Raw genomic sequence first — 24,597 nt, forward strand, 5'->3', positions numbered from 1 at the left:
CAGTGCAGCCGGCGTGCCCGATACGCGCCCCTGCGCGTGAAACAGCGAAATCAAGGGGTTGGCACCGCTCGGTGTGTGGAGGTCGAAGGATCAGACCCTCGTGCGTTAATAGGATGGCAGTTGAAACCTGCCCTTGGGGGACGGGTCGAGACGAGGGGGAACATGGCGCCGACGTACGACGCGCTGGTGATTGGCACCGGCTTCGGGGGAGCGGTGGCCGCCTGCCGTCTGGCGCAGGCGGGCCTGTCCGTGCGCGTCCTGGAGCGGGGCCTGCGTTACCCGAAGGGGAGTTTCCCCCGCGACTGGAGCAACCCCTTCAACGGTTGGCTGTGGCAGTACGGCCAGGGCCTCTTCGACATCAAGCTGCTGCCCGGCATGAGCATCGTCCAATCCGCGGGGTACGGCGGCGGCTCGCTCATCTACGCCAACGTCCACCTCCGACCGCCCCCGGAGACCTTCGATTCGGACTGGCCAGCGGGCTACAGCCGCGCCGCGCTGGACCCGTATTACGACCTGGTCGCGTACATGCTGGACCTCCAGCCCATCACCGCGTCCGCCCGGGGCCTGCCCACCAAGGCGAAGCGGATGCGGGAAGCGGCGCGTCAGCTCGGCCGCGAGCCCCAGTTCTTCTATCCGGACCTCGCAGTGCGCTTCGCCCCCAGCGGCGAGCCGATGCCCAACAAGTTCGGCGTCGCGCAGGAAGGCTGCAACTACTGCGGCGAGTGTGACATCGGCTGCAACGTCCGAGCGAAGAACACCCTGGACCTGAACTACCTGGCCGTCGCCGAGCAACGCGGCGCGGAGATGACCACCCAGGCCGAGGCCACCCGCATCGAGCCGCTGTCACCCGAAGGCTACCGCGTCACGTACACCGACCACGCCGAGGGCGGGGCCGCGCGCACCGTGGACGCCAGACGCGTGTTCCTCTGCGCGGGCACCGTGAACACCACCGAGCTGCTGCTGCGCTGCCGCGACACGTTCGGCACGTTGCCGCGCATCAGCGACCGGCTGGGGCACCGCTACTCGGCCAACGGTGACTTCCTCGCCTTCGCCTTCGAGACCCGTGACACGTGGGACCCGTCCGAAGGTCCCACCATCACCACCAGCTTCGTGGTGGACGAGGGGCAGGGGAAGGACAAGACGTGGTTCCTGTTCCAGGAGGGCGGCCACCCAGGGCAGGCGGCGGGCTTCCTTCAGGTGATTGACCTCCTGGGCCGGGACGTCCGCGTCCCCTCGGACCTTCTCCAGAAGGAGCTGGTACAGGCCCTGCGAAGCCGCGCGGGCACCGCGTCCGCCATCGAGAAACAGCGCGGCCGCTTCCAGGCCGTGTTCCTGGCCATGGGGAGGGATCGCTCCAACGGCCGTCTCTCGCTGAGCCCCTTGTCGAAGAGCCTGGAGCTGCGCTGGGACGTGCCCGCCAACCTGGCGCTGTACCGGACGCAGGAGCAGCTCTGCCAGGACATCGCGAGGGCGCTGGGCGCGCGCAGTGTCTACAACCCGCTCTGGGACCGGCTGCACATCCCCGTGTCCGTGCACAACCTGGGGGGCTGCGCCATGGCGGAGGAGCCGGCTTACGGCGTCCTCACGCCCGAGGGTGAAGTGCACGGCCACCCTGGCCTGTACGTCCTGGACGGCGCCGCGCTGCCCGCGAGCACGGGCGTCAATCCGTCCTCCACCATCGCCGCGGTGGCGGAGCGCAACGTCGAGCTCGCCATCCGAAATGCGCTGGGACACCCGGCCTGGACGGCGCCGGAGCGCGCGGGGACGCCCGCGGGCCGGAGCGCGGTGGAACCTTTCCGAGCGTCGATGCGGATGTCCATGGAAGTGGCACCCACGCGGGTGGTGCCCAGGGAGGACCCGATGCGGAGTGTGGTGATTCCAGAGGGGGGAACGGTGTTGTCGCCAACGCCCGTGGTGGGCCTGCGCTTCACCGAACGGATGCGGGGTTTCATCACGTCGGCCCATGTCCCGGAGACGGACTTCCAGGGCGCGGAGGAGGAGGGGAAGGCGGAGGGCCACGTCGCCGAGTTCACCGTCACCATCACCTTGCCCAACCTGGACCGCTTCCTCGCGGAGAAGGCGCACACGGGCATCGTTCAGGGCACGCTCCATGCCCACGGCTTCACGTCTCCCGGGGGCGCCAAGGTGGAGCGCGGCGTGTTCAACCTCTTCGTGGACACGGACAGCTACTACGAGCGGCGGATGCTCTACCTGCTGCCCTTCACCGGCCTGGATGGGCGCCAGTACCTGCTGGACGGCTACAAACACGTCCGCGACGACGACGGCTTCGACATGTGGAGCGACACGTCCACGCTCCACACCGTCATCCGCCGGGGCGAGGACCGAGAGGCCCCCGTGGTGGCCACCGGAATCATCCGCCTGGGCATGCCGGACTTCCTCCAGCAGCTCACCACCTTCACCGTGCTGGGCACGTCGTCACCGCTGGCGAAGGCAAACGCGCTGAGGCGGTTTGGCAACATGTTCATGGGCAACCTCTGGGACGTCTTCGCGCGCACCAAGCTGGAATAGGGGAGGCCCACCGTGCCGAAGACACCGCGGTATGACGTCGTCATCGTGGGCTCGGGGTTCGGGGGCTCCATCAATGCGCTGCGCTTGTCCCAGGCGGGCAAGTCGGTGGTCGTCCTGGAGCGCGGCAAGCGCTACCGGCCCGGAGGCTTCCCTCGGGACGTGACGCGCGCGGACGAGCTGCTCTGGCAACAGCCTTCGAGGCATCAGGCCCAGGGCCTCTTCGACGTGCGCTTCCTGTCCGGCATCGGCACGGTGACGGCGAGCGGCGTGGGGGGCGGCTCGCTCATCTACGCCAACGTTCACGTGCGCCCGGACGCGGAGGTGTTCGAGGACCCTCGCTGGCCCGCCTCGTACCGCCGCGACACCCTGGAGCCATACTTCGACCGCGTGGCCCACGAGCTGCGGCTCAACCCGGTGCCTCCCGAGCTGCCCCTGCGCAAGCGGGACCTCTTCCTGCGCGCCGCGCGGGGCATGGGCCGCGAGACGTTCGACCCACCGGTGGCGGTGGCCTTCAAGGAGCCGCCAGGACCAAACCGCCGCGTGTGCCAGCTCTGCGCGGAATGCGAGTTCGGCTGCCAGCACGGCGCGAAGAACACCCTGGACCTGACGTACCTGGCGCGAGCCGAGGCGCTGGGCGCCCACGTGCTGGCCCGCACGCTGGTGACGCACGTCGCGCCGGTGCGTGACGGCTATCGCGTCTACTGCCAGGACCTGGTGTCGGGGGAGAAGCACGTCATCGATGGCTCGCGCGTGGTGCTGGCGGCGGGGACGCTGGGGTCGGTGGAGCTCCTCCTGCGAAGCCGCGACGTGGCGCGCACGTTGCCCCGGGTGAGCCGGAGGCTGGGCCACGGCTATTCGGGCAACGGTGACTTCCTGGCGTCCATGCAGGGCGCTCGCGAGGACATCCAGCCCTGGGTGGGCCCCGACGTGTCCACGGTGATGCGCTTCACCGATTCGAAGCCGCGCTTCACGCTGGTGACGGCCACGTTCAACCGCCCCGCGACGGAGGTGCTCGCGGGGATGGGCCAACCGGACGCCGGCCCCTTCCAAGGGTGGGGTGCTCCGATGTGGACCTGCCTGGGCCCGGTGGTCCACAAGGCGTTCGCGAAGGGGCTGATGAGCCGGCCGTTGCGCAAGGACGTGGACGCCGCGCGCACGTCGAACCTCTTTGGCATCGGGCAGGACAACGCCAACGGACGCATGCACCTGAAGGGGGGCGAGCTGGACGTGGCGTGGGACTTCGCGGGCGAGAACGCGGAGCTGGTGCGCCGGATGTCCCAGGCGATGCGCGAGCTGGCGGCGCAGTACGGCGCCACGTTTTCACCGCTGATTACCTGGCAGCTCTTCAAGCGGCCTTTCACGGTGCATTCGCTGGGCGGCGCCCACCTGGCGGAGACTCCCGACGGGGGCGTGGTGTCAGCAGAGGGCGAGGTCTTTCACTATCCCGGGCTGCATGTGGCGGACGGAGCCGTCATCCCGACCGCCATCGGGTTCCACCCGGTGATGACCATCAGCGCCGTGGCCGAGCGAATCGCCGAGGCCGTGGTGCACGGTTTCTGAACGAAGGCACACGAGGCACATTCCATGGACAGCTTTCCAGCCGCCGAGCGGCACGACTTTCCCGCGGGCGACGGCGTTCCGTTGCAGCTCACCCGTTACCAGGGAGGGTCGAAAGGGCCGGTCCTGCTCGTCCACGGCGCGGGGGTCTGGAGCGGCATGTTCATGCTGCCCACGGTGCGGGAGAACTTCGTCCAGTTCCTCGTGCGCCACGGCTACGACACGTGGCTGCTGGACTGGCGTGCCAGCGTGGAGCTACCGGTGCGTCAGTTCACCCTGGACGAGGCGGCCCTGCACGACATGCCCGCCGCCGTGCGACAGGTGCGCGAGCGCACCGGCGCGAAGTCCGTCCAGGCGGTGGCCCACTGCGCGGGCTCGGCGACGTTCTTCATGTCCATGGCGGCGGGACACCTGCCCGACGTGCACAGCGTGGTCGCCTCCCAGGTGGCGCTGCACCACATCGTCCCGCCCTCCACGCACCTCAAGGCCATGCTGCGGGTGCCGGACGTGTTGGACATCACCCGCGACTACCTCACGCCCGACGAGGACCCTCGCAGCCCGCTGTTCCAGGCGGCCTTCGGCACGCTGGTGGACCTGTTCCGGCACGAATGCGACAGCACCGTGTGCAAGCGGCTGACGTTCATGTACGGGCAGCTCTTCCGGCACGCGCGCATCAACCGGGAGACGCATGACCGGCTCGACGAGCAGTTCGGCCCCTGCAACATGCTGACGTTCCGCCACCTGGCGCAGATGGCGCGAGCGGGCTACGCGCTGAGCTTCGACTACGGCCGCGAGGAGAACCGCCGGCGCTATGGCCGCGAGAAGCCTCCGTCCTATCTCCGCGCGGAGCACCTGAAGCGTCCCATCACCTTCGTGTCCGGCGAGCAGAACGGCACGTACATGCCGGCGTCCACGGAGCTCACCTACGAGTGGCTCCGCGAGGAGAACGGCGCGTCGTACTACCAACGCAAGGTGCTCGCGGACTACGGCCACCTGGACACCTTCATGGGAAGCACCGCGTCACGGGACACGTACCCGGTGCTGCTCGACGCGCTGGAGGCCATGGCCTGAGCCGGGGCGGCGGGTTACCGTCCGGGGCAAGGCCCATGGACACGTCCTCTCCTTCAACGGCGCAGTCGACGGCCGGTGCTCCTCCCGCTGGCTTGGGGTTGATGGCCCGCTTCGGGCCCGGAATGCTCGTCGCGGCCACGGGCGTGGGCGCGGGCGATCTGCTCACCGCGAGCCTGGGCGGGTCGGCGGTGGGGATGAGCATCCTCTGGGCCGCCGTCGTGGGCGCGGTGCTGAAGGGCTTCCTCAACGAAGGCATCGCCCGGTGGCAGCTCGCCACGGGGACGACGGTGCTGGAAGGCTGGGCCCGCTTCGGCGCCTGGCTGCGCTACGCGTTCTTCCTCTACCTGCTCGGCTGGAGCTTCTTCACGGGGGGCGCGCTCATCTCCGCCTGCGGCGCGGCGGGCGACGCGCTGTGGCCGCTGTCGGAGGACCCGGAGACGTCTCGCCGCATCTGGGGCGTGCTGCACTCGCTGCTGGGCCTGGGGCTCGTGTGGGCGGGAGGCTTCCGCTTCTTCGAGCGGCTGATGGCCGTCTGCATCGGGGTGATGTTCGTCACGGTGATTGTCACGGCCGTGGCCTCGGGGCCGGACTGGAGCGCCGCGGCCCGTGGGCTCGTGATTCCGAAGATGCCGGAAGGGGGCACGGCGTGGGTGCTCGGCCTGTTGGGTGGCGTGGGCGGCACGGTGACGGTGCTGTCCTATGGCTACTGGATTCGAGAGCGGGGCCGTGAGGGCACCGGCTGGCTCCGCACGTGTCAGGCCGACCTCGCGGTGGGCTACTCGCTGACGGCGCTGTTCGGCATCGCGATGGTCGTCATCGGCTCCACGGTGCAGCTCCAGGGCAGCGGGCTGCGCGTGGCCATGCTGCTGGCGCAGCGCCTGGGCGATGTGGTGGGCCCGCTCGGGTACTGGCTCTTCCTGTGGGGCTTCTGGGCCGCCGTGTTCTCCAGCCTGCTGGGCGTCTGGGAAGGGATTCCGTACCTCTTCGCGGACTTCCTCCGCGTCCACCGCGAGGAGCCCGTGGCGAAGGTCCCCTTGCGTGAGACGCGGGAGTGGCGCTGGTACCTGGTGGCGCTGGCGGTGGTGCCCCTGCCTTTGCTGTGGCTGCCTTTGCAGCGCGCACAGCTCGCGTATGCGGTCATGGGCTCGCTGTTCATGCCGCTGCTCGCCGCGACGCTGCTGTGGATGAACAACCGCCGCGACTGGGTGGGCGGCCTGCGCAACGGCTGGCTCGTCAATGCCGCGCTCGTCGCCACGCTGCTGCTGTTCCTCGGCGTGGGCGCGAGCGAAGCATTGGACGCGGTCCTCAAGCTGATGGAGCGCTGAGGGACATCAGGCTCCGCTCGCGATGTTCCTCGACGTGGGCGCGAACGAGGCACTGAACGCGGTTCGCAAGGGGAGGGGTGCCTGCGAGCGTCAGGCGCCCCTGGCGATGGAGGGCGCCGCCGCGCCCGGGTCCGCGAGAGACGTCTCGTCCCAGCCGATGTAGCGCACCCCCTCCATGGGCTCGGGAGCGTGGAACTCGAGGGCGCCCACCGTGGACGTCAGCCGGCCCGCCGGACGCCACGCCGCGAAGGGGTGGGGACGGGTGAAGCGCTCCAACTCGCAGGTGGCCACGTCACTCTGGGCCACGTGGACATCCCAGCCCGTGGGGTCGCGGTACACGTAACCGACGAGCGTGCGAGGCTCACACCACGCTCGGCCCTTCACCGCCACGGTGGCCGAGCCCGCATGGAATGTCAGCACGCCCGCGCGGGGTACGGACATGTTCGTGAAGAGGAGGTTCGGAGCCTCGTGGAAGGCGTGCTCCGTCTGCCCGGTCCGCAGGTAGATGGGCGTCAGCCGCGGACTGAGGACGGAGCGCCGAGGCCGCACGGAGAGGGCCTCCAGCCGCGCGTCCGGGTCCTCCTGGAAGCGCGGCACGTAGAGCCACGTCAGCTCCTCCAGCCGCCGGTGGCCCCAGAGGTGCTTCTGCAGGCCGGGCGCGCCCTGGACCTCGTACCGGTGTCCGTCCACCGTGACGGTGCCGGTGAAGCACATGTCGTCCTGGGAATGGGCCACTTGCGTGGGCAGCGGCAGCAGGTTCGCCCCGCGTGGGGTGCGGCGCACGGCCTGGCCCGCCTCGGGCGTGTAGCGCAGGTCCCACGCGATGGCGTGCCCTCCGGACTCGACGTGGCCGTTGCACCGCCCGGGGGCCAGCTCCGCATCGCCAATCCGAATGCCGAAGCGCCCCGAGGATTCGGTGACGAAGTGGGAGAGGGGATGGATGGCTTTGAGTCCCAGCGCGGGCGAGGGAGACGCGGCGTCGAAGGCCGCGGCCCACAGCATGGCGCGGGGCTCGCCCGGCGCTCCCGGCGCGGGGGTGAAGCGGGTGTAGCGGAACCACCAGGCGCGCTCACCGCCCGGGTCGAGCACGCACAAGAACCAGATTTCGAAACAGCCCTGCTGCCCCTTCCAACGCGGCAGATTGGCGCGCTCGCTCGAAGGCATGTCGTCCCCCCTCAACGGTGGCGCCGGCACGCCACCCGGGGACTAACGTCGCAGACGGGCGGGCCCGAGAGCAAGCTGGCTCAGCGGGCAGCGTCCTTCCAGGAGACGCGGTACGTGACGCAGTGGTCATCGAACACGCGCACATCCACCGTCGTGGATGCGCCGCCCGCGGCCCGCGACATGGCGAGCATCACGCCCTGCTTGAAGTAGCGCAGCATGCCGGGCTCGTTGAGCCAGACCTCGGCTTCCGTCGGGCCCGTCTCGGTGATGCGGACCTCGGTGTAGTTGTTGCTCGTGCGAAAGCCGTGCTGGGCCTTGGACAACATCCGCCACGGGCCCAGCAGCTTCATCACCCCGAGCAGCGCGCGGCCCATCAACGTGTCCCGGTAGCCGTCAATCATTCGCTCACCGAGCATCCGCCACGCCACCTCGTCGGACTCGCCGGGGTGCAGCGCCTTCGCGGTGAGCGCGACGCAGCGAATCCACGTCTCCAGCGAGTAGGCGGGGAGCAGGGGCCGGTCCAAATCCAAGCCCTCGCTGCGCAATTGCTGCCGGAGCAGGGGCGTCACCCGTCCCGACAGGCCCCGGACGAAGAGCCCTTCGACGATGGGCGGAAACACGAGTCGGTCGGCGGGAGCCGCCTGGGCGGATGGGACCCCAGGGGCTCGGAGTGGCTCGGGCATACGTTTCCGCGCACCTATCACAGACTCCAGGGAAAGGCGCTTGTCCCTGGGACTGACGCGGCGCGCCTGCCCCTACGTATTGGGTTGCATCGGGCGCTTGGCGTAGCGCTCCGCCAGCAGCGAGCACACCAGCAACTGGGCCTGGTGGTAGAACATGAGGGGTAGGACGATGAGCCCCAGTGCGGGGTTGGCCCCAAAGAGCAGACGCGCCATGGGCACCCCCGACGCCAGCGTCTTCTTGGACCCACAAAAGACCACAGTGATTTCGTCTTCCTTGGAGAACCCCAGGGCCCGGGCGACGCGCGTCGTCGAGGCCAACACGATGGCGAGGATGACCACCGCGCCCACGAAGGCCATGGCCAACACCTCCCAGCCGTAGTCCGTGAACAGCCCCGACGCGATGGAGTCGCAGAACGAGGCATAGACGAGCAGCAGGATGACCGCCCTGTCGAAGGCATTGGTGTAGGGCCGGTAGCGCGCGAACCAGGCCCCCAGGAGCGGGCGCAGCAACTGCCCCAGCGCCAGTGGCAGCAACAAGAGTGTCGCGAGCTTCAGGACCGCCTCGCCCATGGACAGCGATTGGCCCGTGGCGCTGGCGAACACAGCGATGATGACGGGCGTCAGCACGATGCCCAGCAGGCTGGACAGGCTGGCGTTGAAGATGGCCGCGGGCACGTTGCCTCGCGCCAACCCCGTCATCGCCACGGACGAGGAGATGGTGGACGGGACCGCGCACAGGTAGAGCAGGCCCAGGGACAAGTCCGGCGGCAGCCAGTGCCCCAGCGACAGGTCGCTGAGCCACCACAGCAGGGGGAACACGCCGAAGGTGAAGGCCTGCACCACCAAGTGAACCCGCCACTGCACCACGCCCGCGCGGAGCTGGGCCGCGGGCAGTCCCAGTCCGTGCAGCAGGAACACGGCGAAGATGCCCACGTCCGCCACCACGTCCGCGTGCAGCGGGCCTCCCGAGGCACCGAAGGAGGGGAAGAGGGCGGCCAGGATGACGGCGGCCAGCATCCCCAGCAGGAACCAGTCCCGGGCGAGTCGTTTGAGGAGGCGCAGGGGCATGTCCGCCACCCCTTACTCCGGGTGGCGTCCGACCTCCACCGCGAATGGGACGTGTAGGACATTCGTCCGCCGCGCCCGGTCACCGGAATCGTTGCTGACGGAAGGCCCTTGCTCCACGATTACCGCCATGAACATGAATTCACCTTCAGGTCGATGTGCGGTCGTCACGGGTGCGGCGCACGGGATTGGCCTCGCGGTGGCGGAGGCGCTGACGGCGCAGGGCGTGCGGGTGCTGCTGGCGGACCTGGACGAAGCGGCCGGCGTGGCGGCGGCCCGGCGGCTGGAGGGCGCCCGGTTCCAGCGGGCGGACGTGTCCTCCCGGGAGGACTGCCAGGCGCTGGTGGCCACCGCCGAACGGGAGTGGGGGCGGCTGGACATCCTGGTCAACAACGCCGGGGTGCAGCACGTCGCGCCGGTGGAGGAGTTCCCGGAGGACCGCTGGGAGCAACTCATCCGCATCATGCTGGTGGGGCCGTTCCTGCTGACACGGTACGCGCTGCCGCTGATGTATGCCCGCAAGTGGGGGCGCATCATCAACGTCTCGTCGCTGCACGGGCTGGTGGCCTCGCCGTACAAGTCCGCCTACGTGTCCGCCAAGCACGGCTTGATGGGACTCACGAAGACGGTGGCGCTGGAGGCCGCGGACAAGGGCGTGACGGTCAACGCCGTCTGCCCCGCCTACGTGCGCACGCCGCTGGTGGAGAAGCAGATCGCCGACCAGGCCCGTGTCCACGGCATCAGCGAGGCCGAGGTCGTGGAGCGAATCATGCTCGCTCCCGCGGCCGTGAAGCGGCTGCTCGAACCCTCCGAGGTCGCCGCCTACATCACCTTCCTGTGCTCGGAGGCCGCGGCGGGAATCACCGGGGCGGCGCAGGTGATGGACTGTGGCTGGACGGCGCGCTGACGCCCTCCGGGCCAGGCGCTTCCGTGAGCCGCTCCCGGAACGTCTCGGCCGACAGATAGACGGACACCAGGGTGACGGCGGCCAGGGCCAGCATGTAGAGCGACACTGGCCAGGCCTGCCCGCCGGACTGGGCGAGCAGCGCGGTGGCAATCACGGGGGACAGGCCGCCCGCGAACACGGACGCGAGCTGGTACCCCAGTGACGCGCCGCTGTAGCGCACGCGCGTGCCGAACAGCTCGGAGAAGAAGCTGGCCTGCGGGCCATACATGGCCGCGTGCGCGATGATGCCCAGCACGATGGCCAGCCAGATGAGCCCGGTCGCCTTCGTGTCGATGAGCCAGAAGAAGGGGAAGGCCATCAACGCGCAGCCCACCGCGCCCGCCAGGTACACCGGACGCCGGCCGAAGATGTCGGACGCGGCGCCGAAGGCGGGAATCGCCACCAGGTGGACGGCCGTGGCCACCAGCACGCCGTTGAGCAGGGTGGAGCGGGGCAGGCCCAGGCGCTCGGTGCCGTAGGAGAGAACGAACGTGGTGATGATGTAGAAGAAGCCGTTCTCCGCGAAGCGCGCGCCCATGGCCAGGAGGATCTGCTTCGGGTACGTGCGCAGCGCCTCCATCACGGGGAGGCCGGGCGGCTGTTTCTCCTGCTGCCGCTGCTCGAAGACGGGGGACTCCGCCACGCGCAGCCGGATGAACACCCCCATGCCAATCAGCAGCGCGCTCATCAGGAAGGGGATGCGCCAACCCCAGGCGAGGAACTCCGCCTCGGGCAGCCGGGAGAAGTACGAGAACACCGCCGTGGCGACCAGGAGCCCCGCGGGCGCGCCCATCTGCGGCCAGCTTCCGTAGAAGCCCCGGCGGTTCGCGGGAGCGTGCTCGACGGCCATCAGCACCGCGCCGCCCCATTCACCGCCCAGCCCGAAGCCCTGGATGAGGCGCAGGAGCACCAGCAGCGCCGGCGCCCACGGGCCAATCGTCTCGTAGGTGGGCAGCAGCCCCACGGCGAAGGTCGCAAGTCCCATCAACATCAGGGTGGCGCTGAGCATCGCCTTGCGGCCAATCCGGTCGCCGTAGTGGCCAAACACCACGCCGCCCAGGGGACGGGCGATGAAGCCCACGGCGAAGGTGCCGAAGGCCGCCATCGTCCCCGTCAGCGGATCGAACGAGGGGAAGAACAGGCGGTTGAACACGAGCGCCGCCGCCGTTCCATAGAGGAAGAAGTCGTACCATTCGATGGCGGTGCCAATGAAGCTGGCCACCGCCACCTTGAGAATGGAGTCCTGCGTTCCCTGCGTACCAGCCATGCCATCCCCTCCCGGGAGCAACCCAACCTGCGCAACCGCCGTCGACGTTAGAGGACCAGCCGCAGCGTCGCGAAGTATGACGCGTCAATCTCGTCGCGCAGGCCGTCCTGCTTCTTCTGGTAGCGCGCGTAGCGGACGCCCAGGGCCACGTCCTCGGTGAGCCAGTAGGTGCCGCCAATGTTGAGGTACGTCTGGAGCGTGCGGGTGATGGGCTCCCGCGCGGGCGTCTCGCCCGTGGGCGCCACGAAGCCCGGCGAGCGGTCGGAGACGCGGGCGAACTGGAAGCCGATGCCCGAGCGGCCGTGGAGGTTGATGTCCATGCCGGCGGAGACGGTGGTCGCCGTGTAGCGGGTGTTCAGGAGCTGGTCCGCGAACCCCGGCGCGCTGTTGACGACGTCGTTCTGCACCCGCGCGATGTTGAAGAAGGGCGTGATGAACAGGGGGATGCCCACGTTCGCGTGCAGCTTCAGCATCACGTTGCCGCGCAGGTTGTTGCCGCGCAGCAGCGGGTCGGTGCGTGACGAGGTCTGGTAGTTCACGTCGAACACCTGCGCCATCGCCTTGAGCTCGACCAGGTCGTTCGCGTACGTGAGGGACGGGCTGAGGATCTGGAAGTGCAGGTCGTCATCGGGCTGGCCATTGCGGAAGTTGGCCAGGGGCCGCTCCCAGAACCGGCTGCCGCCGCCGAACGAGCCGCCCACCTGGTAGGAGGCGGAGGTGCTCAGCGGGTTGGCGGCGGTGAACCCCAGACCCACGCGGAAGCCGTTCCATTCATAGGCCGCCTGGGCGCCCTGGCCGCGGTTGAATCCGCTATAGAGCAGCGGGTCCCGCGTGTACTTGTCCGCGATCAGCGTGTCCGCCACGTGCGTGGAGATGAAGTCCACGCTCGCGGGGTCCAGGACGATGCCCGCCTCCAGGACGGCGTTCCACCGCTGAAGGCGGATCACCTGTTCGCGGACGCTGAAGGAGGCGGTGCCTTCCCAGACGCCGGAGCCGTGCGCCTTGATGTTGCGCTCGAACTCGCTCCGGAAGGCGATGTACTCGCCCAGCCGTCCCTCGAAGCCGAAGCGCGTCAGCGCCAGCGTCGTCGCGCGGCTCTCGCGGTTGGGGTTGAGCGTCTGGATGAGGTTCTCCACGTGGATGCCACCCGCGATGGCCAGCACGGGCTTCACGTAGAACGTCTCGTTGCCCACGGCGATGCGAGGCCGGATGGCCGGAGGCGGCCGGGCGTCGACCACCTCGGTGGTGCCCGCCATCTCCTCGGCCGTGGCGGGCGGCGCCACGTCTTGGGGCGGCGGCGTCACGGCCCCGGCCCGCGGGGCCTGGGAAACGGGCTCGCTCGCGGGAGGCTGCGATGCCGCCGCGGGCTCGGGCTGGGTGGGGACATCGGACGTCGCGGGCTCGGACGTCTGGGCCCAGGCAGCGGGCGAGACACCCAGTGCAACCGCGCACAGGGGCGCGAGGACGGGAAGTCGCTTCAGCTTCATGGCGAGGCTCGAGGAGAAGTCTCAGGGATGGAAGGGTCCACCGCCGCCGGCCCGCAAGGGAGGGGAGGGGAGCGCGGGCCGGCGGCGGGGACCGAAGGGGAGGAGCGGGGCGTTACTCGGCCAGGTAGCGCATCACCAGGTCCATGCCCGCGTTGGAGCGCATGGAGCCGAAGTGGTTCGCGATGAAGCCCTTGTTGAAGTAGCCGCTCGTGTCGTAGTCGTTCAGCGTGGTGAGCGTGTTCGCCACGCAGCCGTTCATCTCGATGCGGGAGGCCGCCTCGGACACGTAGAGGTCCTGGTAGTTCCGGCCCTGCTCCTTGTCCGTCATCGTGATGGTGTAGTAGCGCACCACGTTGCCCCCGCACTGGCCCGTCTTGCCGAACGCGTAGTCACCATCCGCGCAAGGCGTGCTGAAGAGGTCGCGAGGCCCGTTGAGCGGCTTGTGGAAGTACGTCTGCACGTAGTTGGACCGGCTGCCCATCTCGCAGACGATGGTCCCGCGCATCGTCGGGTTGCGGAAGCACAGCTCGCCCAGCGCCGGGTCATACGTGGACACGCCGTGGTTCGCGCCCGAGCCCAGGATGACGTGGCTGACCTGGGTGAAGGGGTTGAAGCTGTCCGCGCGGCCCTGGCTCCACTCGACGTAGAGGCGCCGCAGGGCGTCCCGCGCCACCGTCACGCCCAGCGAGTGGCCAATGAGCGCCACCTTCCGCTGGGGGTTGTTCCGCATGACGGCCTTCACCAGCGACTGGAGGATGGGCGTGGACCAGCCGTGGTCGATGTTGCCCGACGAGTTCTGCGTCTGGCTGTTCTCCGCGGGGTCGACGTTGGTGACGATGTCGGTGCGGAAGTCGACCGCGATGACGCGGTAGCGCTGGGCGATGAGCCGCTCGGCCAACTGCTCCCGGGCGGAGCTGTCCGCGGTGAACTGCACCTGCTCATAGGCGGTGTCCACCGTCGTCCCGGCGGGGAGCTGGAACTTCTCCCAGGTGTGCGGCCGCGTGGAGTTGCCGTGGACGAGGATGACGATGGGCTTGGACGTGTCCTCGTTGTCCTGCGTGTACTCCTTGGCCGCGCAGGGGAAGCCCTCGATGACCGCCCGCTGGCCGCGGATGAAGCCGGTGGCGGCGTTGGGGCCGCCGAAGGCGGTGTTGCCCGTCCACTTGCCGTCGTTGTTCCCGTCGACGTACGGCGTGGAGCCCGTGGTGTTGGCCCGGTCGTAATAGAGGTTGTCGACGGTGCAGCCAGGGTGGTTGGTCAGCGGCCGGTAGTGGCCGTCATAGTCCTGGTAGTTGTCCCGGGTCTGCGGAACCGTGGTGGTGATCTCCGTCATCTCCGGAGCGTCGGTGATGGGCCACGCGGAGATGTCGATGCCCGCGGCGTTGACCTCGGCCGTCTTCGCGGCGATGCGCTCCCGGCAGGCTTCGATACTGACGGTCTGCGAATCCGTGGGTAGGGGTTCGTCACCGCCCGAATCCTGGTTCTGGCACGCCAGTCCAAACAGGCCGATCACCGCAGCCACAGACCGCACATGCATGCGACGTGTTGCCATTTGCTCGCTCCGTTTCAATCGCTGACAGGGGTGGCGATCCGTACCAAACGTGAAGCCAATGAATCAAATCGGAGTTGAAGGGTGATTCACCTTTCGGCGCGTCGAGAGGAATCCGTGCTCATGCGCGGCGCGTCATGAGTTGAATGGTGATTCAGGATTCCACTGTATCGACCCATTGGGTCGCTGTTGCGCATTGCGTCGCGACAGGGATTGAGCCGGTTTCCACCGGCGTTGCGGCGCGTCACGTCGCATGGAGCTGCGGTAGGCTCGTATCCCATGAGTCCGCGCCACCTCAGTCGAAGCGAGTTCCTGGCCCTCACCGGGCTGCTCTCCGGAGCCACCTTGTGGCCTCGCGGGGCCTCGGCCGCGACGCCCTCCACCACGCCTGTGCCCACGGGGAAGCCGGCCACCGTCACGCCGAAGCCGTCACCCGTGTCCACCGCGGCCTTGCGGCGAAGCTGCCGGGCGGCGCTGGCTCCCGGCGCTCCCGTGGACCCTGGCGCCGAGCTCATCCGCATTGGCGAGTGGATACAGAGCCGCGGACTGGAGCAGGACTTCTATGGGAACAGCGCGTTCATCGAGGAGTTCGAGGCGCGCCTCGCGAAGCTGCTCGGGGCCGAGGACGCGTGTTTCATGCCCACGGGCACCATGGGGCAGCTCATCGCGCTGCGCATCTACGCGGACGCCAGTGGGAACCGGAACGTGGGCATGCACCCGTCGTCCCACCACGTGCTGCACGAGAACAACAGCCACGAGGTGCTCCACGGGCTCCGTGACGTCCTCATCGCGCCATGGAACCGGCCGGTGCTGGGCTCGGACGTTCGCGGAGCCCGGGAGTCGCTGGGGACGGTGAGCGTGGAGCTGCCGGTCCGCTGGCTGGGCGGTCAGCTTCCGACGTGGGCACAGCTCGAGGACCTCAAGCGGACGTGCCGCTCACGAGGCGTGAAGCTTCACATGGATGGAGCGCGGCTGTGGGAGTGCCAGCCCTATTACCAGCGCTCCTACGCGGACATCTGCCGCGGCTTCGACTCCGTCTATGTGTCCTTCTACAAGACGGTGGGGGCCCTGGGCGGCGCCGTGCTCGCCGGCAAGCGCGACTTCATCCGGAGCGCGCGCATGTGGCGGCACCGGCACGGGGGCAACGTGTTCCAGATGCTTCCGTACGTGGCCTCCGCCGCGATGCGCCTCGACGACGCCCTGGCGCGAATCCCCGAGCAGGTCCGGCGGGCGAAGCTGCTCGCGGAGGCGCTGGCCGCGGATGAGCGCCTCACGGTGCTGCCCCGGCCGCCTCCGACGAACATGTTCCGCGTCTACCTTCGGGGAGACCCCGCCGAGCTCTCGGCCCGGAGGGACCTCATCGCCCGGGAGGACAAGGTCTGGGTGGCCAACGGCTTCGGTCCCACGCGCGTTCCGGGCGTCTCGGAGACGGAACTGCAGGTGAGCGACGAGCTGGGGGACGTGTCGGAGGAGGCCGCCGCCCAGGCGTTCCGGAAGCTGCTGAGCCCCGCCTGAGCGCGGAGCAGGCAGGCAGCCGGGCCCTGGGCGGAGGTTGCGAGAACACGCTCGGCGGGCGGCTTGCGGCGGGGCACGGACGCGTTAAGTCAAAGCATGACCGAAGTGAACGCAACCTCCCGTGACTACACGATTCCCGAGGGGTGCCCCGTGTGCTCGGCGGATCTGCCGGTGCGCGTCACCTCTTCAGGCCCCAGCGCGGTGTGCAGGCGCTGTGGGTGGCTGGGCCGGCCGCTCATCACGATGACCCACCGCGGCCTGCGCGTCAGCTACGACGGCGCGCAGGCCTGAGCCTTCAGCCCGCGGGGGTCGCGGGCTGCTTCTTCGCGAAGGACTCCAGGCGGTCCACGTCGCGCAGCTCGGGGAAGGCCCAGGCCCAGATGGCCACCACGGCCAGCGTCCCCACGGCGCCCGCGACCACCGCGGGCACGGCGCCCGCGAATTCGGCGAGCCCGCCGGCGCGGAACTCGCCCAGCTCGTTCGATGCGCCGATGCACATCATGTTCACCGAGCCCACCCGGCCGCGCATGTCGTCCGGCGTGGCCATCAGCTCCAGCGTGTGACGGACGACGACGCTGATCATGTCCGCGGCGCCGGCCACCGCGAGCGCCAACAGGGAGAGGGGCAGGGAGCGGCTCATCCCGAAGACGAGCGTGGCCGCGCCGAAGATGGCGACCGCGATGAACATCTTCCGTCCGCTGTTGCCGCCCATCGGGCGCAGGGCCAGAAAGACGGCCACCGCCGCCGCGCCCGCCGCTGGCGCGCACCGCAGCAGCCCCAGGCCCCAGGGCCCCGCGTGGAGGATGTCCCGCGCGTAGATGGGCAGCAGCGCCACCGCGCCACCGAAGAGCACGGCGAACAGGTCCAAGGTGATGCTGCCCAGCAGCAGGCGCTGGCGGCGCACGAAGCCCAGGCCCGCGACCAGCGTGGACAGGGACAGGGGCTCGGCGGATGCGCGTCCGGTGCGCACCTTGAGCATGAGAATCCAGACGACCGACAGCGCGCACAGCGTCGCGGAGGCCGCGTACGCCCCAGTGGCGCCCGCCCAGCCATAGAGGATGCCACCCACAGCCGGGCCGCCAATGGTGGCCACCTGCCACGTGGTGGAGTTGATGGCCACCGCGCGCGTCAGGTGCTCCGGCGGCACCAGGTGTGGCGTGAGGGCTGAACCGGCGGGTGCGTGGAACGCGCGCGCGGCGCCGAACAGCACCAACACGCCGTAGACGAACCGGATGTCACTCACGTGGCCCAGCGTGAAGGCGAGCAACAACAGGCTGCACAGCAGCATCACGGTCTGGCACACCGCCAGGATGGCGCGCCGGTCCACGCGGTCCGCGACCTGCCCACCGAAGAGACACAGGCCAACGAAGGGGATGAACTGCGCCAGCCCCGTGTACCCGAGCGCGAGCGCGCTGTCGGTGCGCTCGTAGACCTGCCAGCCGATGGCCACCGATTCGATCTGCACCGCCAGCACCGCGCACAGGCGCGACAGCAGGTAGAAGCGAAAGTCCCGGTGGTGGAAAACGCCGCGAGCGGGGACGACATCCCGATGAGTCATGCTGGCGCCGCTGTAGTCCAGGGCCGCGCCGCGCGCCACAGCCGACGTGCTGCCGCCCTGGCTGACTGCCTGGACAGGGGTGTGCCCAGGTCGTCGTGATACCTTCCTTTCCCGATGAGCACGGAATCGAAGGACGCGGCGACGGCGCACGGCTCGCGCCCGGTGCGGAAGGATGTGCTGCCGTTCGACGGGACCTTGAGCGAAACCGCTGTCGAGTTCATGGCGGGCTACGGCGCCCTGATGTTCCTTGTCGCCCAGCTCCTTCCCGCGTTGGACGGAAAAGCGCTCGACTTGAAGCGCGTGGCGTTGGCGGTGCTGGCGCTCCCGGTGGGCCTCTACTGCATCGCGTGGGGACGCGCGCGCCGACTGAAGCGGAAGCAGGAGCGCGCGGAAATCGAGGCCTCCATCCCGAAGGAGGACTGGATTCATGGAGACCCCCTGTCGGCGCTCTCGACCTCCATGATGGGCACCAGGCTGGCGGCGATTCGCCAAGGCTTCGTCGAGTCAGTTCGAGCGCCGGATCAGCAGGGGGCGCCAGAGCGCTTCGACCGCGTCCAGTTCGTCCGCGACGGTGTCTCGATGGCGGCCTACGAGAGCCGCTACTCCTCGTGGTCGAACACCCCCTTGAACGAGCGGGGGCCGGACCTGGCCTTCCACCTCCATCCTTACTGGCGAGTGCGGGCCGAGGTCGCCTCGACGTCGACCTTCGCCATCCACGCCAAAGCGCCGCCCCTCACGTGGCACTTGAAGCCTGGGGAAGACCCCGTCCCGTCCTCATTCGAGGACACCTTCGAAATCCACGACGCGTCCGGGTGGGTGCGGAGCCATTTTCCAGAGGCGCTTCGTGCGCGGATGCTCCAGCGCCCCGCGTTCTATGTCCGGTGCCTCCATGGCCGGGTGGAATGCCTCTGGCCTCGGCATGTCGTGGGCGTCACGCACTCCCGTTTCGAGGACGCCGCGTTCATCGTCGCCACCCTCGTGCGCCTGCTGGAGAAGCTGCCGCGGGAGCAGGTGTCGTGATACCTCGTGGCTCCCCATGAGCCCGACGAAGAAAGCCCCCGCCAAGAAGGCGCCCGCCGCCGAGCTGCCCATCCTGGCCTTCGCCACCCCCGCGGATGTGTCCGCCTGGATGAAGAAGCACCACGCCTCCGAGCGTGGCTTCTGGCTCAAGCTCGCGAAGAAGGGCTCCGGCATCGACTCCGTCACCTATGCGGAGGCGCTCGACGTGGCGCTCGAATGGGGCTGGATTGACGGCCAGAAGCAGTCCTTCGACGACACCGCGTGGCTCCAGAAGTTCACGCCTCGGGGCCCGCGGAGCGTCTGGTCCAAGGTCAACTGCGCCAAGGTGGAAGCGCTCATCGCCGCGGGCCGGATGAAGCCGTCTGGAATGGCGGTCGTGGAGAAGGCCCGCGAGGACGGCCGCTGGGACGCCGCCTACGAATCCCAGAGCAAGGCCACCGTGCCGGAGGACCTGGCGCAGGCCCTGGCCGCCAATGCGAGGGCCGCCGAGTTCTTCTCCACGCTCAACGCGGCCAATCGCTACGCCATCCTGTGGCGCGTGCACACCGCGAAGAAGGCGGAGACGCGGGCGCGGCGCATCGAGCAGTTCGTGGAGATGCTCGCCCGGCACGAGTCGCTTCACGCCTGAGCCGGGTAGGGCTGGGTACGCCCCATGGCGACAGGCGTGGGTGTCGGTCCTCCGCGCGGTGGGCCCGCCGGAAATCCGGCACCCCCGCCGGATGCCCGGCGGCCGCGTCTTCATCTTTTTTCACGAGAAGGCGGCGTGGGGGGCGTGGCACGGTGCGTTTCGTCTCCAGTTGGGAGGAGACCTGCCCCGGAGGGTGGCCGGTTCCGGTGGCACTACCATTGCTGAGTGCTGAGCACGTTGAATCGCACAGCGCACGCCAAGGGGAAGGCACTCCATGTTGCTCGACATGTACCTGTACTACGGTCTGCCGCTGCGGCCCGCGCCGCGTCGCGCCGCGACTGCCGCCACCCCTGTGAGGGAGGCTTCGAAGGAACGGACAGCCCGCAAGCCGGAGCGTGCGACTCAACTCCAACTCATCGAGGGAGGGCCCGCGGCGGACGCTCCCTGAGCAGGGCGGTTTCAGCGGAAGAGGCCGACATGGACTCACGGACCCAGGCCATCGTCGACGACCTCAAGCTGAAGCACTTCGGTCCGTTGTTCGGCCGGTTGATTCGCTACCGCCTGGGGATTCCTGTCGTGTTGTTGGTCTCCTCGGTGCTCGTCGCGCTCCTGGATGGGGCGCCCTGGCGTTGTGCCTTCATGGGATTGGTGGGGGTGGGGGCCTTCGCGCTCTTCTTCCATGAGTTCCGCCGCTACGAACGCGACGGCTTCAGCGCCCGGTCCATCCACGCCAACCTCTGGGCAGGGCAGCTCATCCTCCAGTGCGTCATCGTGGGGACGGGTGGCATCGCGAGTCCCATCCTGGCCGCCGCGCTGCCCTTGGGCTTCCTGTCGAGCCTCGCGGCGTCACGCGAAGAGCGGCGGTGGCTGCTGGGCATGCAACTGGCGTGGCTGCTGCTGGTGTCCATCGTCCAGGTCTCCGGGCTGGTGCCCGGCCTGCCGCTGCGCTTCATGGGCACCCCCTCGTCCGCGCTGCTCGCCACTGGCGCGGTGGTGACGGCCCTGGCGCTCGTCGTCAGCACCGCCGCGGGCAGCGCCGTCCGGACCACGTTCGACAACATGATGACCGAGGTGTTCGCGGGCCGGGACGAGCTGCTCGCCACGCACCGCTCCTATGCCGGTGCCCTGGAGGCCATGTCCGGTGAAATCGCCCACGAGCTGAAGAACCCACTGGCCACCGTGAAGGGGCTCACCCAGCTCATGGCCCGGGAAGCGGGGCGTCCACAGCCCGCCGAGCGCCTGCAGGTGCTCGCCGGAGAGGTGGTCCGGATGCAGGGCATCCTCGAGGAGTTCCTCAACTTCACCCGGCCCCTGGTGCCGTTGACGGTCAGCCGCGTGGACCTGGGGGAGCTGTGTGACGAAGCGTTGGTGCTGCACGAAGGGCTCGCGGCGGGGCAGGGGGTGCGGCTCGAACGCGTGGGCGCCGCGCACGTGGACGCGGTGTGCGACCCACGCAAGGTGAAGCAAGTCATGATGAACCTGCTCCACAACGCCATCGAGGCGAGCCCGGCGCGAGGCCGCGTGACGGTGTCGGTGAGCGCGCCCCGGCCCGGCGAGGCCCACGTCGCCGTGCGCGACCATGGCCTGGGACTGGCGCTGGAGCTGGGCGGACGCGCCTTCGACGCGGGCGTCACGACCAAGGCGAAGGGTTCGGGCCTGGGACTGACGGTGGCCCGCGCCCTCGCGCGGCAGCACGGAGGGGACGTCACGTTGGCGAACGCGTCGGGCGGGGGTTGCGAGGCGGTGATGATTCTCCCGCGAGAGCTGCCGGCGGAAGTTCTGAGCCCGGTGCACGGAGTCGCCCATGTGGGATGAGACGGCCGCGCCGGCCGCGCGCATCCTGGTGGTGGATGACGACGCGGGCGTCCGCTTCACGCTGCGGGAGCTGCTTCGGAGCCTGCCCGGCGTGGAGGTGAATGACGCGGTGGATGGCGAGGACGCGCTGGAGAAGCTGGCGGAGCGTCCCTGCGACCTCATCATCTCCGACCTGCGCATGCCTCGGATGGACGGGATGGCGCTGGTGCGGCGGCTGAGCACGTTCCCCACCGCGCCGCGGGTCATCGTCATCACCGCGCATGGCTCGGAGCGCTTCGCGGTGGAGGCCATGAAGGCGGGGGCCTACGACTACTTCCGCAAGCCCTTCGACGTGGACGAGCTGCTGGCCGTGGTCACCCGCGCGCTGGAGTCGGTGCGGCTCCGCGAGGAGAACGCGCGGCTGTCCGGCGAGCTGAACCTGTCCCGCTCCATGGTGTTCAGCTCCGAGCCCATGGCCCGGCTCGCGCAGCTCGTGCAGCTCGCGGGCTCGCGCGACGTCACGGTGCTCATCTGCGGTGAGAGCGGTACGGGCAAGGAGCGGGTGGCGGACGCGCTCGTCCGGGCCTCGCCGCGCGCGGACCGGCCCTTCCTGCGCTTCAACTGCGCGGCCCTCACCGAGGAGCTGGCGGAGGCCGAGCTGTTCGGTCACGCCAAGGGGGCCTTCACGGGCGCGCACCGCACGCGCCTGGGGCTCTTCCGGGAGGCGGACGGAGGCACGCTGCTGTTGGACGAGGTGGGGGAGCTGGCGCCCACGCTCCAGGCCCGGCTGCTGCGGGTCCTCCAGGAAGGCGAGGTCCGCCCGGTGGGGGAGGACCGACCGGTGAAGGTGGACGTGCGCATCATCGCCGCCACCCACCGGGATTTGCGGCGCCTGGCGTCGGAAGGCGCGTTCCGGGAGGATCTCTTCTACCGGCTCAACGTGGTGCAGCTCCGGGTGCCGCCGCTGCGAGAGCGCCCCGAGGACATCCCCGTGCTGGCGCGCGTGTTCCTGGGCCGGTTCATCGACCGGTTCCACACCGGCCCGCTGAAGACGCCCGACGGCTTCTTCGAACGACTGCGCGCCCTGCCGTGGCCCGGCAATGTGCGCGAACTGGAGAACACGTTGGAGAGCCTGGTGGCCCTTTCGAGCGGCGGCGTGCTGAACCTGGAGCAACTGCCCTCGGCCGGCCCCGTGGCGGAGACCGCCCGGACCGCCGCGCCGCAAGAGGCCCCCCTGGGCGCGGGGCTCAAGGAGCGCGTGGAGGCCTACGAGCGGGGGCTCGTCCTGGACGCGCTGCGCATGGCGGCTGGGAACCGCAGTGAAGCGGCGCGGCGGCTGGGCATTGGACGGGCCACCCTGCATGACAAGCTGCGCAAGTACGGGCTGGACGACGGAGGGGAAGAGCGGATGTGATTCCGGGAACAAGCAGGCGGCCAGGCTGTTGCGGGCCGGCTGTTCCGCATCCTCGTTCCTGGAGCGTTCATGCATCCCGTGTCTCGACGCCTCGCGGCAGTCCTCCTGGCCTGCGCCACGGGCTCGGCGCAGGCCCAGTCCACCGCGCAGGCCCCGAAGCGTCCCGCAGGCCCGCCCCAAGAGCGGGTGGAGCGCGTCCGGTCGCAGTTCACCAAGTACGAGTACCGCATCCCCATGCGCGACGGAACGCGCCTCTTCACGTCTGTCTACGTGCCCGCGGATGCCTCGCCCGGGAAGCGTTACCCCATCCTGATGGTGCGCACGCCCTACACCGTCGCGCCGTATGGCGTGGACCGGTATCCGCAAGCGCTGGGGCCCACCGAGGCGTTCGAGAAGGAGGGCTTCATCTTCGCCTTCCAGGACGTGCGCGGCCGCCACATGTCGGAGGGCGAGTTCGTCAACGTCCGGCCCCACAAGGCGAAGAAGGCCGGCCCGAAGGACTTCGACGAGAGCACGGACACGTACGACACCATCGAGTGGTTGGTGAAGCGCGTGGCGAACAACAACGGCCGCGTGGGGCAGTGGGGGATTTCGTACCCCGGCTTCTACGCGTCCGCGGGCGCCATCGACTCGCACCCGGCGCTCAAGGCGGTGTCCCCGCAGGCGCCCATCGCCGACTGGTTCTGGGACGACATGCACCGCAATGGTGCCTTCAACCTGTCGCTCGCGTTCGGCTTCTTCTCGACGTTCGGCAAGCCCCGGCCCAAGCCCACGGACAGCGAGGACTGGCAGCGCTTCGACCATGGCACGCCGGACGGCTACCAGTTCTTCCTGGACCTGGGCCCGCTGAGCAACGCGGACTCGAAGTACTTCAAGGGGGACGTCGCGTTCTGGAAGGAGGTCGCGGCGCATCCCAACTACGACGCGTTCTGGCAGGCGCGGAACCTGCTGCCACACCTGAAGAACATCAAGGCGGCCGTGCTCACGGTGGGCGGCTGGTACGACACCGAGGACCTGTACGGCCCGCTGCAGACGTACGCGGCCATCGAGAAGCAGAACCCGGGCATCTCCAACACCCTCATCATGGGCCCCTGGCCCCACGGCGGCTGGCAGCGCGGCGACGGTGAGTCCCTGGGCGACGCGGACTTCGGCTTCGCCACCAGCATGGCCTACCAGACGCTGGCCCTGGACTTCTTCAAGCACCACCTCAAGGGCGGCCCGAAGCCGGACGTGCCCGAGGCGATGGTGTTCGAGACGGGCGCCAACCGCTGGCGCCGCTTCGACACCTGGCCGCCCAAGGGCCTTCGCCAGACGAAGCTCTACTTCCAGCCCAAGGGCGGGCTGTCCACCCAGGCCCCCAAGGCGGCCGGCGCGGCCTTCGCCGAGTACGTGAGCGACCCGGACAAGCCCGTGCCGTACACGCAGGAGCTCACCACGGGCTGGAGCAAGAGCTACATGACGGAGGACCAGCGCTTCGCCGCGCGTCGGCCCGACGTGCTGGTGTTCGAGACCGAGCCCCTGGAGCAGGACCTCACCGTGGCCGGCCCGCTGGAGGCGGAGCTGTGGGTGTCCACCACGGGCACGGACGCGGACTGGGTGGTGAAGCTGGTGGACGTCAACCCGGGCAAGGTGCGCGGCTTTCGCAAGGGGGACGAGGAGAAGGGCGTGAAGAACCGCGGACATCAGCAGACGCTGGTGCGCGGGGAGCCCTTCCGCGGCCGGTTCCGCGACAGCTTCAGCGAGCCCAAGCCCTTCAAGGCCGGCGAGGTGACGAAGGTGCGCTTCGTCATCAACGACGTGTTCCACACCTTCCAGCGCGGCCACCGCGTGATGATTCAGGTCCAGTCGAGCTGGTTCCCGTTCATCGACCGCAATCCCCAGACGTACGTGCCCAACATCTTCGAGGCGAAGGAGGAGCACTTCATCCGCGCCTTCCACCGCGTCTATCACTCGGCCGCGAATCCGAGCTTCGTCCAGGTGGGCGTGCTGCCCGCGCTGGACGAGTAGGGCGGAGCACCGGGGGCG

Annotated in this window: 19 protein-coding genes; 12 read left to right on the top strand and 7 right to left on the bottom strand. The window is 69.3% G+C overall.

Translation table 11 applies throughout. The features are described from left to right. The first annotated feature begins 162 nt into the window (after positions 1–162). Genes A176_RS14920 through A176_RS14935 form a run of 4 tightly spaced genes read left to right on the top strand, consistent with a single transcriptional unit; the run spans position 163 to position 6,482 of the window. The gene (locus A176_RS14920) at positions 163–2,529 is read left to right on the top strand and encodes a GMC oxidoreductase (RefSeq protein WP_002639576.1); all 2,367 of its coding nucleotides are present in this window, start codon (positions 163–165) and stop codon (positions 2,527–2,529) included. Positions 2,530–2,541: 12 nt separating this feature from the next. After that, positions 2,542–4,089: a GMC family oxidoreductase N-terminal domain-containing protein gene (locus A176_RS14925; RefSeq protein WP_002639577.1), complete on the top strand. Its 1,548-nt coding sequence runs from the start codon at positions 2,542–2,544 to the stop codon at positions 4,087–4,089. Between the two features lie 24 nt (positions 4,090–4,113). Then, positions 4,114–5,157 carry an alpha/beta fold hydrolase gene (locus tag A176_RS14930; RefSeq protein ID WP_002639578.1) on the top strand — a complete coding sequence of 348 codons (1,044 nt, stop codon included), beginning with the start codon at positions 4,114–4,116 and terminating at the stop codon, positions 5,155–5,157. A gap of 35 nt (positions 5,158–5,192) precedes the next feature. After that, positions 5,193–6,482 carry an Nramp family divalent metal transporter gene (locus tag A176_RS14935; RefSeq protein ID WP_002639579.1) on the top strand — a complete coding sequence of 430 codons (1,290 nt, stop codon included), beginning with the start codon at positions 5,193–5,195 and terminating at the stop codon, positions 6,480–6,482. Between the two features lie 90 nt (positions 6,483–6,572). Here the strand turns inward: A176_RS14935 and A176_RS14940 are convergent, their stop codons facing one another. The 3 genes from A176_RS14940 to A176_RS14950 form a co-directional block, all read right to left on the bottom strand. Continuing rightward, the gene (locus A176_RS14940; RefSeq protein WP_002639580.1) at positions 6,573–7,646 is read right to left on the bottom strand and encodes a hypothetical protein; all 1,074 of its coding nucleotides are present in this window, start codon (positions 7,644–7,646) and stop codon (positions 6,573–6,575) included. 80 nt (positions 7,647–7,726) lie between these two features. After that, positions 7,727–8,329 (bottom strand): DUF2378 family protein, encoded by a 603-nt coding sequence (locus A176_RS14945; RefSeq protein WP_044889191.1) that lies wholly within the window; start codon positions 8,327–8,329, stop codon positions 7,727–7,729. Between the two features lie 72 nt (positions 8,330–8,401). Next, positions 8,402–9,397, bottom strand: a complete 996-nt coding sequence (locus tag A176_RS14950) for a bile acid:sodium symporter family protein (RefSeq protein ID WP_044889262.1) — start codon at positions 9,395–9,397, stop codon at positions 8,402–8,404. 127 nt (positions 9,398–9,524) lie between these two features. On the opposite strand from A176_RS14950, the gene A176_RS14955 reads away from it, so the two are divergent. Continuing rightward, entirely contained in the window at positions 9,525–10,301 is a 777-nt protein-coding gene (locus A176_RS14955) for a 3-hydroxybutyrate dehydrogenase (protein WP_002639583.1), read from the top strand. On the opposite strand, the gene A176_RS14960 is transcribed toward A176_RS14955, so the two are convergent. The 3 genes from A176_RS14960 to A176_RS14970 all read right to left on the bottom strand — a co-directional run bounded on the left by A176_RS14960 (position 10,255) and on the right by A176_RS14970 (position 14,616). Further along, a complete protein-coding gene (locus A176_RS14960) occupies positions 10,255–11,607 on the bottom strand; it encodes an MFS transporter (protein WP_002639584.1) in 1,353 nt (450 codons plus the stop codon). The two genes, A176_RS14955 and A176_RS14960, sit on opposite strands and share 47 nt — an antisense overlap. A 47-nt stretch (positions 11,608–11,654) precedes the next feature. Continuing rightward, on the bottom strand, positions 11,655–13,094 hold the full coding sequence (locus tag A176_RS14965; protein WP_002639585.1) for a hypothetical protein: 1,440 nt from the start codon (positions 13,092–13,094) through the stop codon (positions 11,655–11,657). A 112-nt stretch (positions 13,095–13,206) separates the two neighbouring features. Then, positions 13,207–14,616: an esterase/lipase family protein gene (locus tag A176_RS14970; RefSeq protein ID WP_158513091.1), complete on the bottom strand. Its 1,410-nt coding sequence runs from the start codon at positions 14,614–14,616 to the stop codon at positions 13,207–13,209. Between the two features lie 306 nt (positions 14,617–14,922). Between A176_RS14970 and A176_RS14975 the strand changes: the two genes are divergently transcribed. Beyond that, the gene (locus tag A176_RS14975; protein WP_002639587.1) at positions 14,923–16,158 is read left to right on the top strand and encodes a threonine aldolase family protein; all 1,236 of its coding nucleotides are present in this window, start codon (positions 14,923–14,925) and stop codon (positions 16,156–16,158) included. A gap of 96 nt (positions 16,159–16,254) precedes the next feature. Then, on the top strand, positions 16,255–16,449 hold the full coding sequence (locus A176_RS37995) for a hypothetical protein (protein WP_082282746.1): 195 nt from the start codon (positions 16,255–16,257) through the stop codon (positions 16,447–16,449). A gap of 4 nt (positions 16,450–16,453) precedes the next feature. On the opposite strand, the gene A176_RS14980 is transcribed toward A176_RS37995, so the two are convergent. Beyond that, positions 16,454–17,716, bottom strand: coding sequence for an MFS transporter (locus A176_RS14980; protein WP_044889264.1), 1,263 nt, complete (start codon positions 17,714–17,716; stop codon positions 16,454–16,456). A gap of 114 nt (positions 17,717–17,830) precedes the next feature. Here A176_RS14980 and A176_RS14985 point away from each other — a divergent pair, with 114 nt between their 5' ends. The 5 genes from A176_RS14985 (at position 17,831) to A176_RS15005 (ending at position 24,579) form a co-directional block, all read left to right on the top strand. Beyond that, a complete protein-coding gene (locus A176_RS14985) occupies positions 17,831–18,736 on the top strand; it encodes a hypothetical protein (protein WP_002639590.1) in 906 nt (301 codons plus the stop codon). Positions 18,737–18,752: 16 nt separating this feature from the next. Next, positions 18,753–19,364 (top strand): YdeI/OmpD-associated family protein, encoded by a 612-nt coding sequence (locus tag A176_RS14990; RefSeq protein ID WP_002639591.1) that lies wholly within the window; start codon positions 18,753–18,755, stop codon positions 19,362–19,364. Between the two features lie 477 nt (positions 19,365–19,841). Beyond that, the gene (locus A176_RS14995; RefSeq protein WP_002639593.1) at positions 19,842–21,179 is read left to right on the top strand and encodes a sensor histidine kinase; all 1,338 of its coding nucleotides are present in this window, start codon (positions 19,842–19,844) and stop codon (positions 21,177–21,179) included. After that, the gene (locus A176_RS15000) at positions 21,169–22,572 is read left to right on the top strand and encodes a sigma-54-dependent transcriptional regulator (protein WP_002639594.1); all 1,404 of its coding nucleotides are present in this window, start codon (positions 21,169–21,171) and stop codon (positions 22,570–22,572) included. The genes A176_RS14995 and A176_RS15000 overlap by 11 nt, the downstream gene beginning before the upstream one ends. A gap of 69 nt (positions 22,573–22,641) precedes the next feature. Further along, on the top strand, positions 22,642–24,579 hold the full coding sequence (locus A176_RS15005) for a CocE/NonD family hydrolase (protein WP_002639595.1): 1,938 nt from the start codon (positions 22,642–22,644) through the stop codon (positions 24,577–24,579). The last annotated feature ends 18 nt before the right edge of the window (positions 24,580–24,597 follow it).

The sequence above is a fragment of the Myxococcus hansupus genome, from assembly GCF_000280925.3.
Taxonomy (GTDB): domain Bacteria; phylum Myxococcota; class Myxococcia; order Myxococcales; family Myxococcaceae; genus Myxococcus; species Myxococcus hansupus.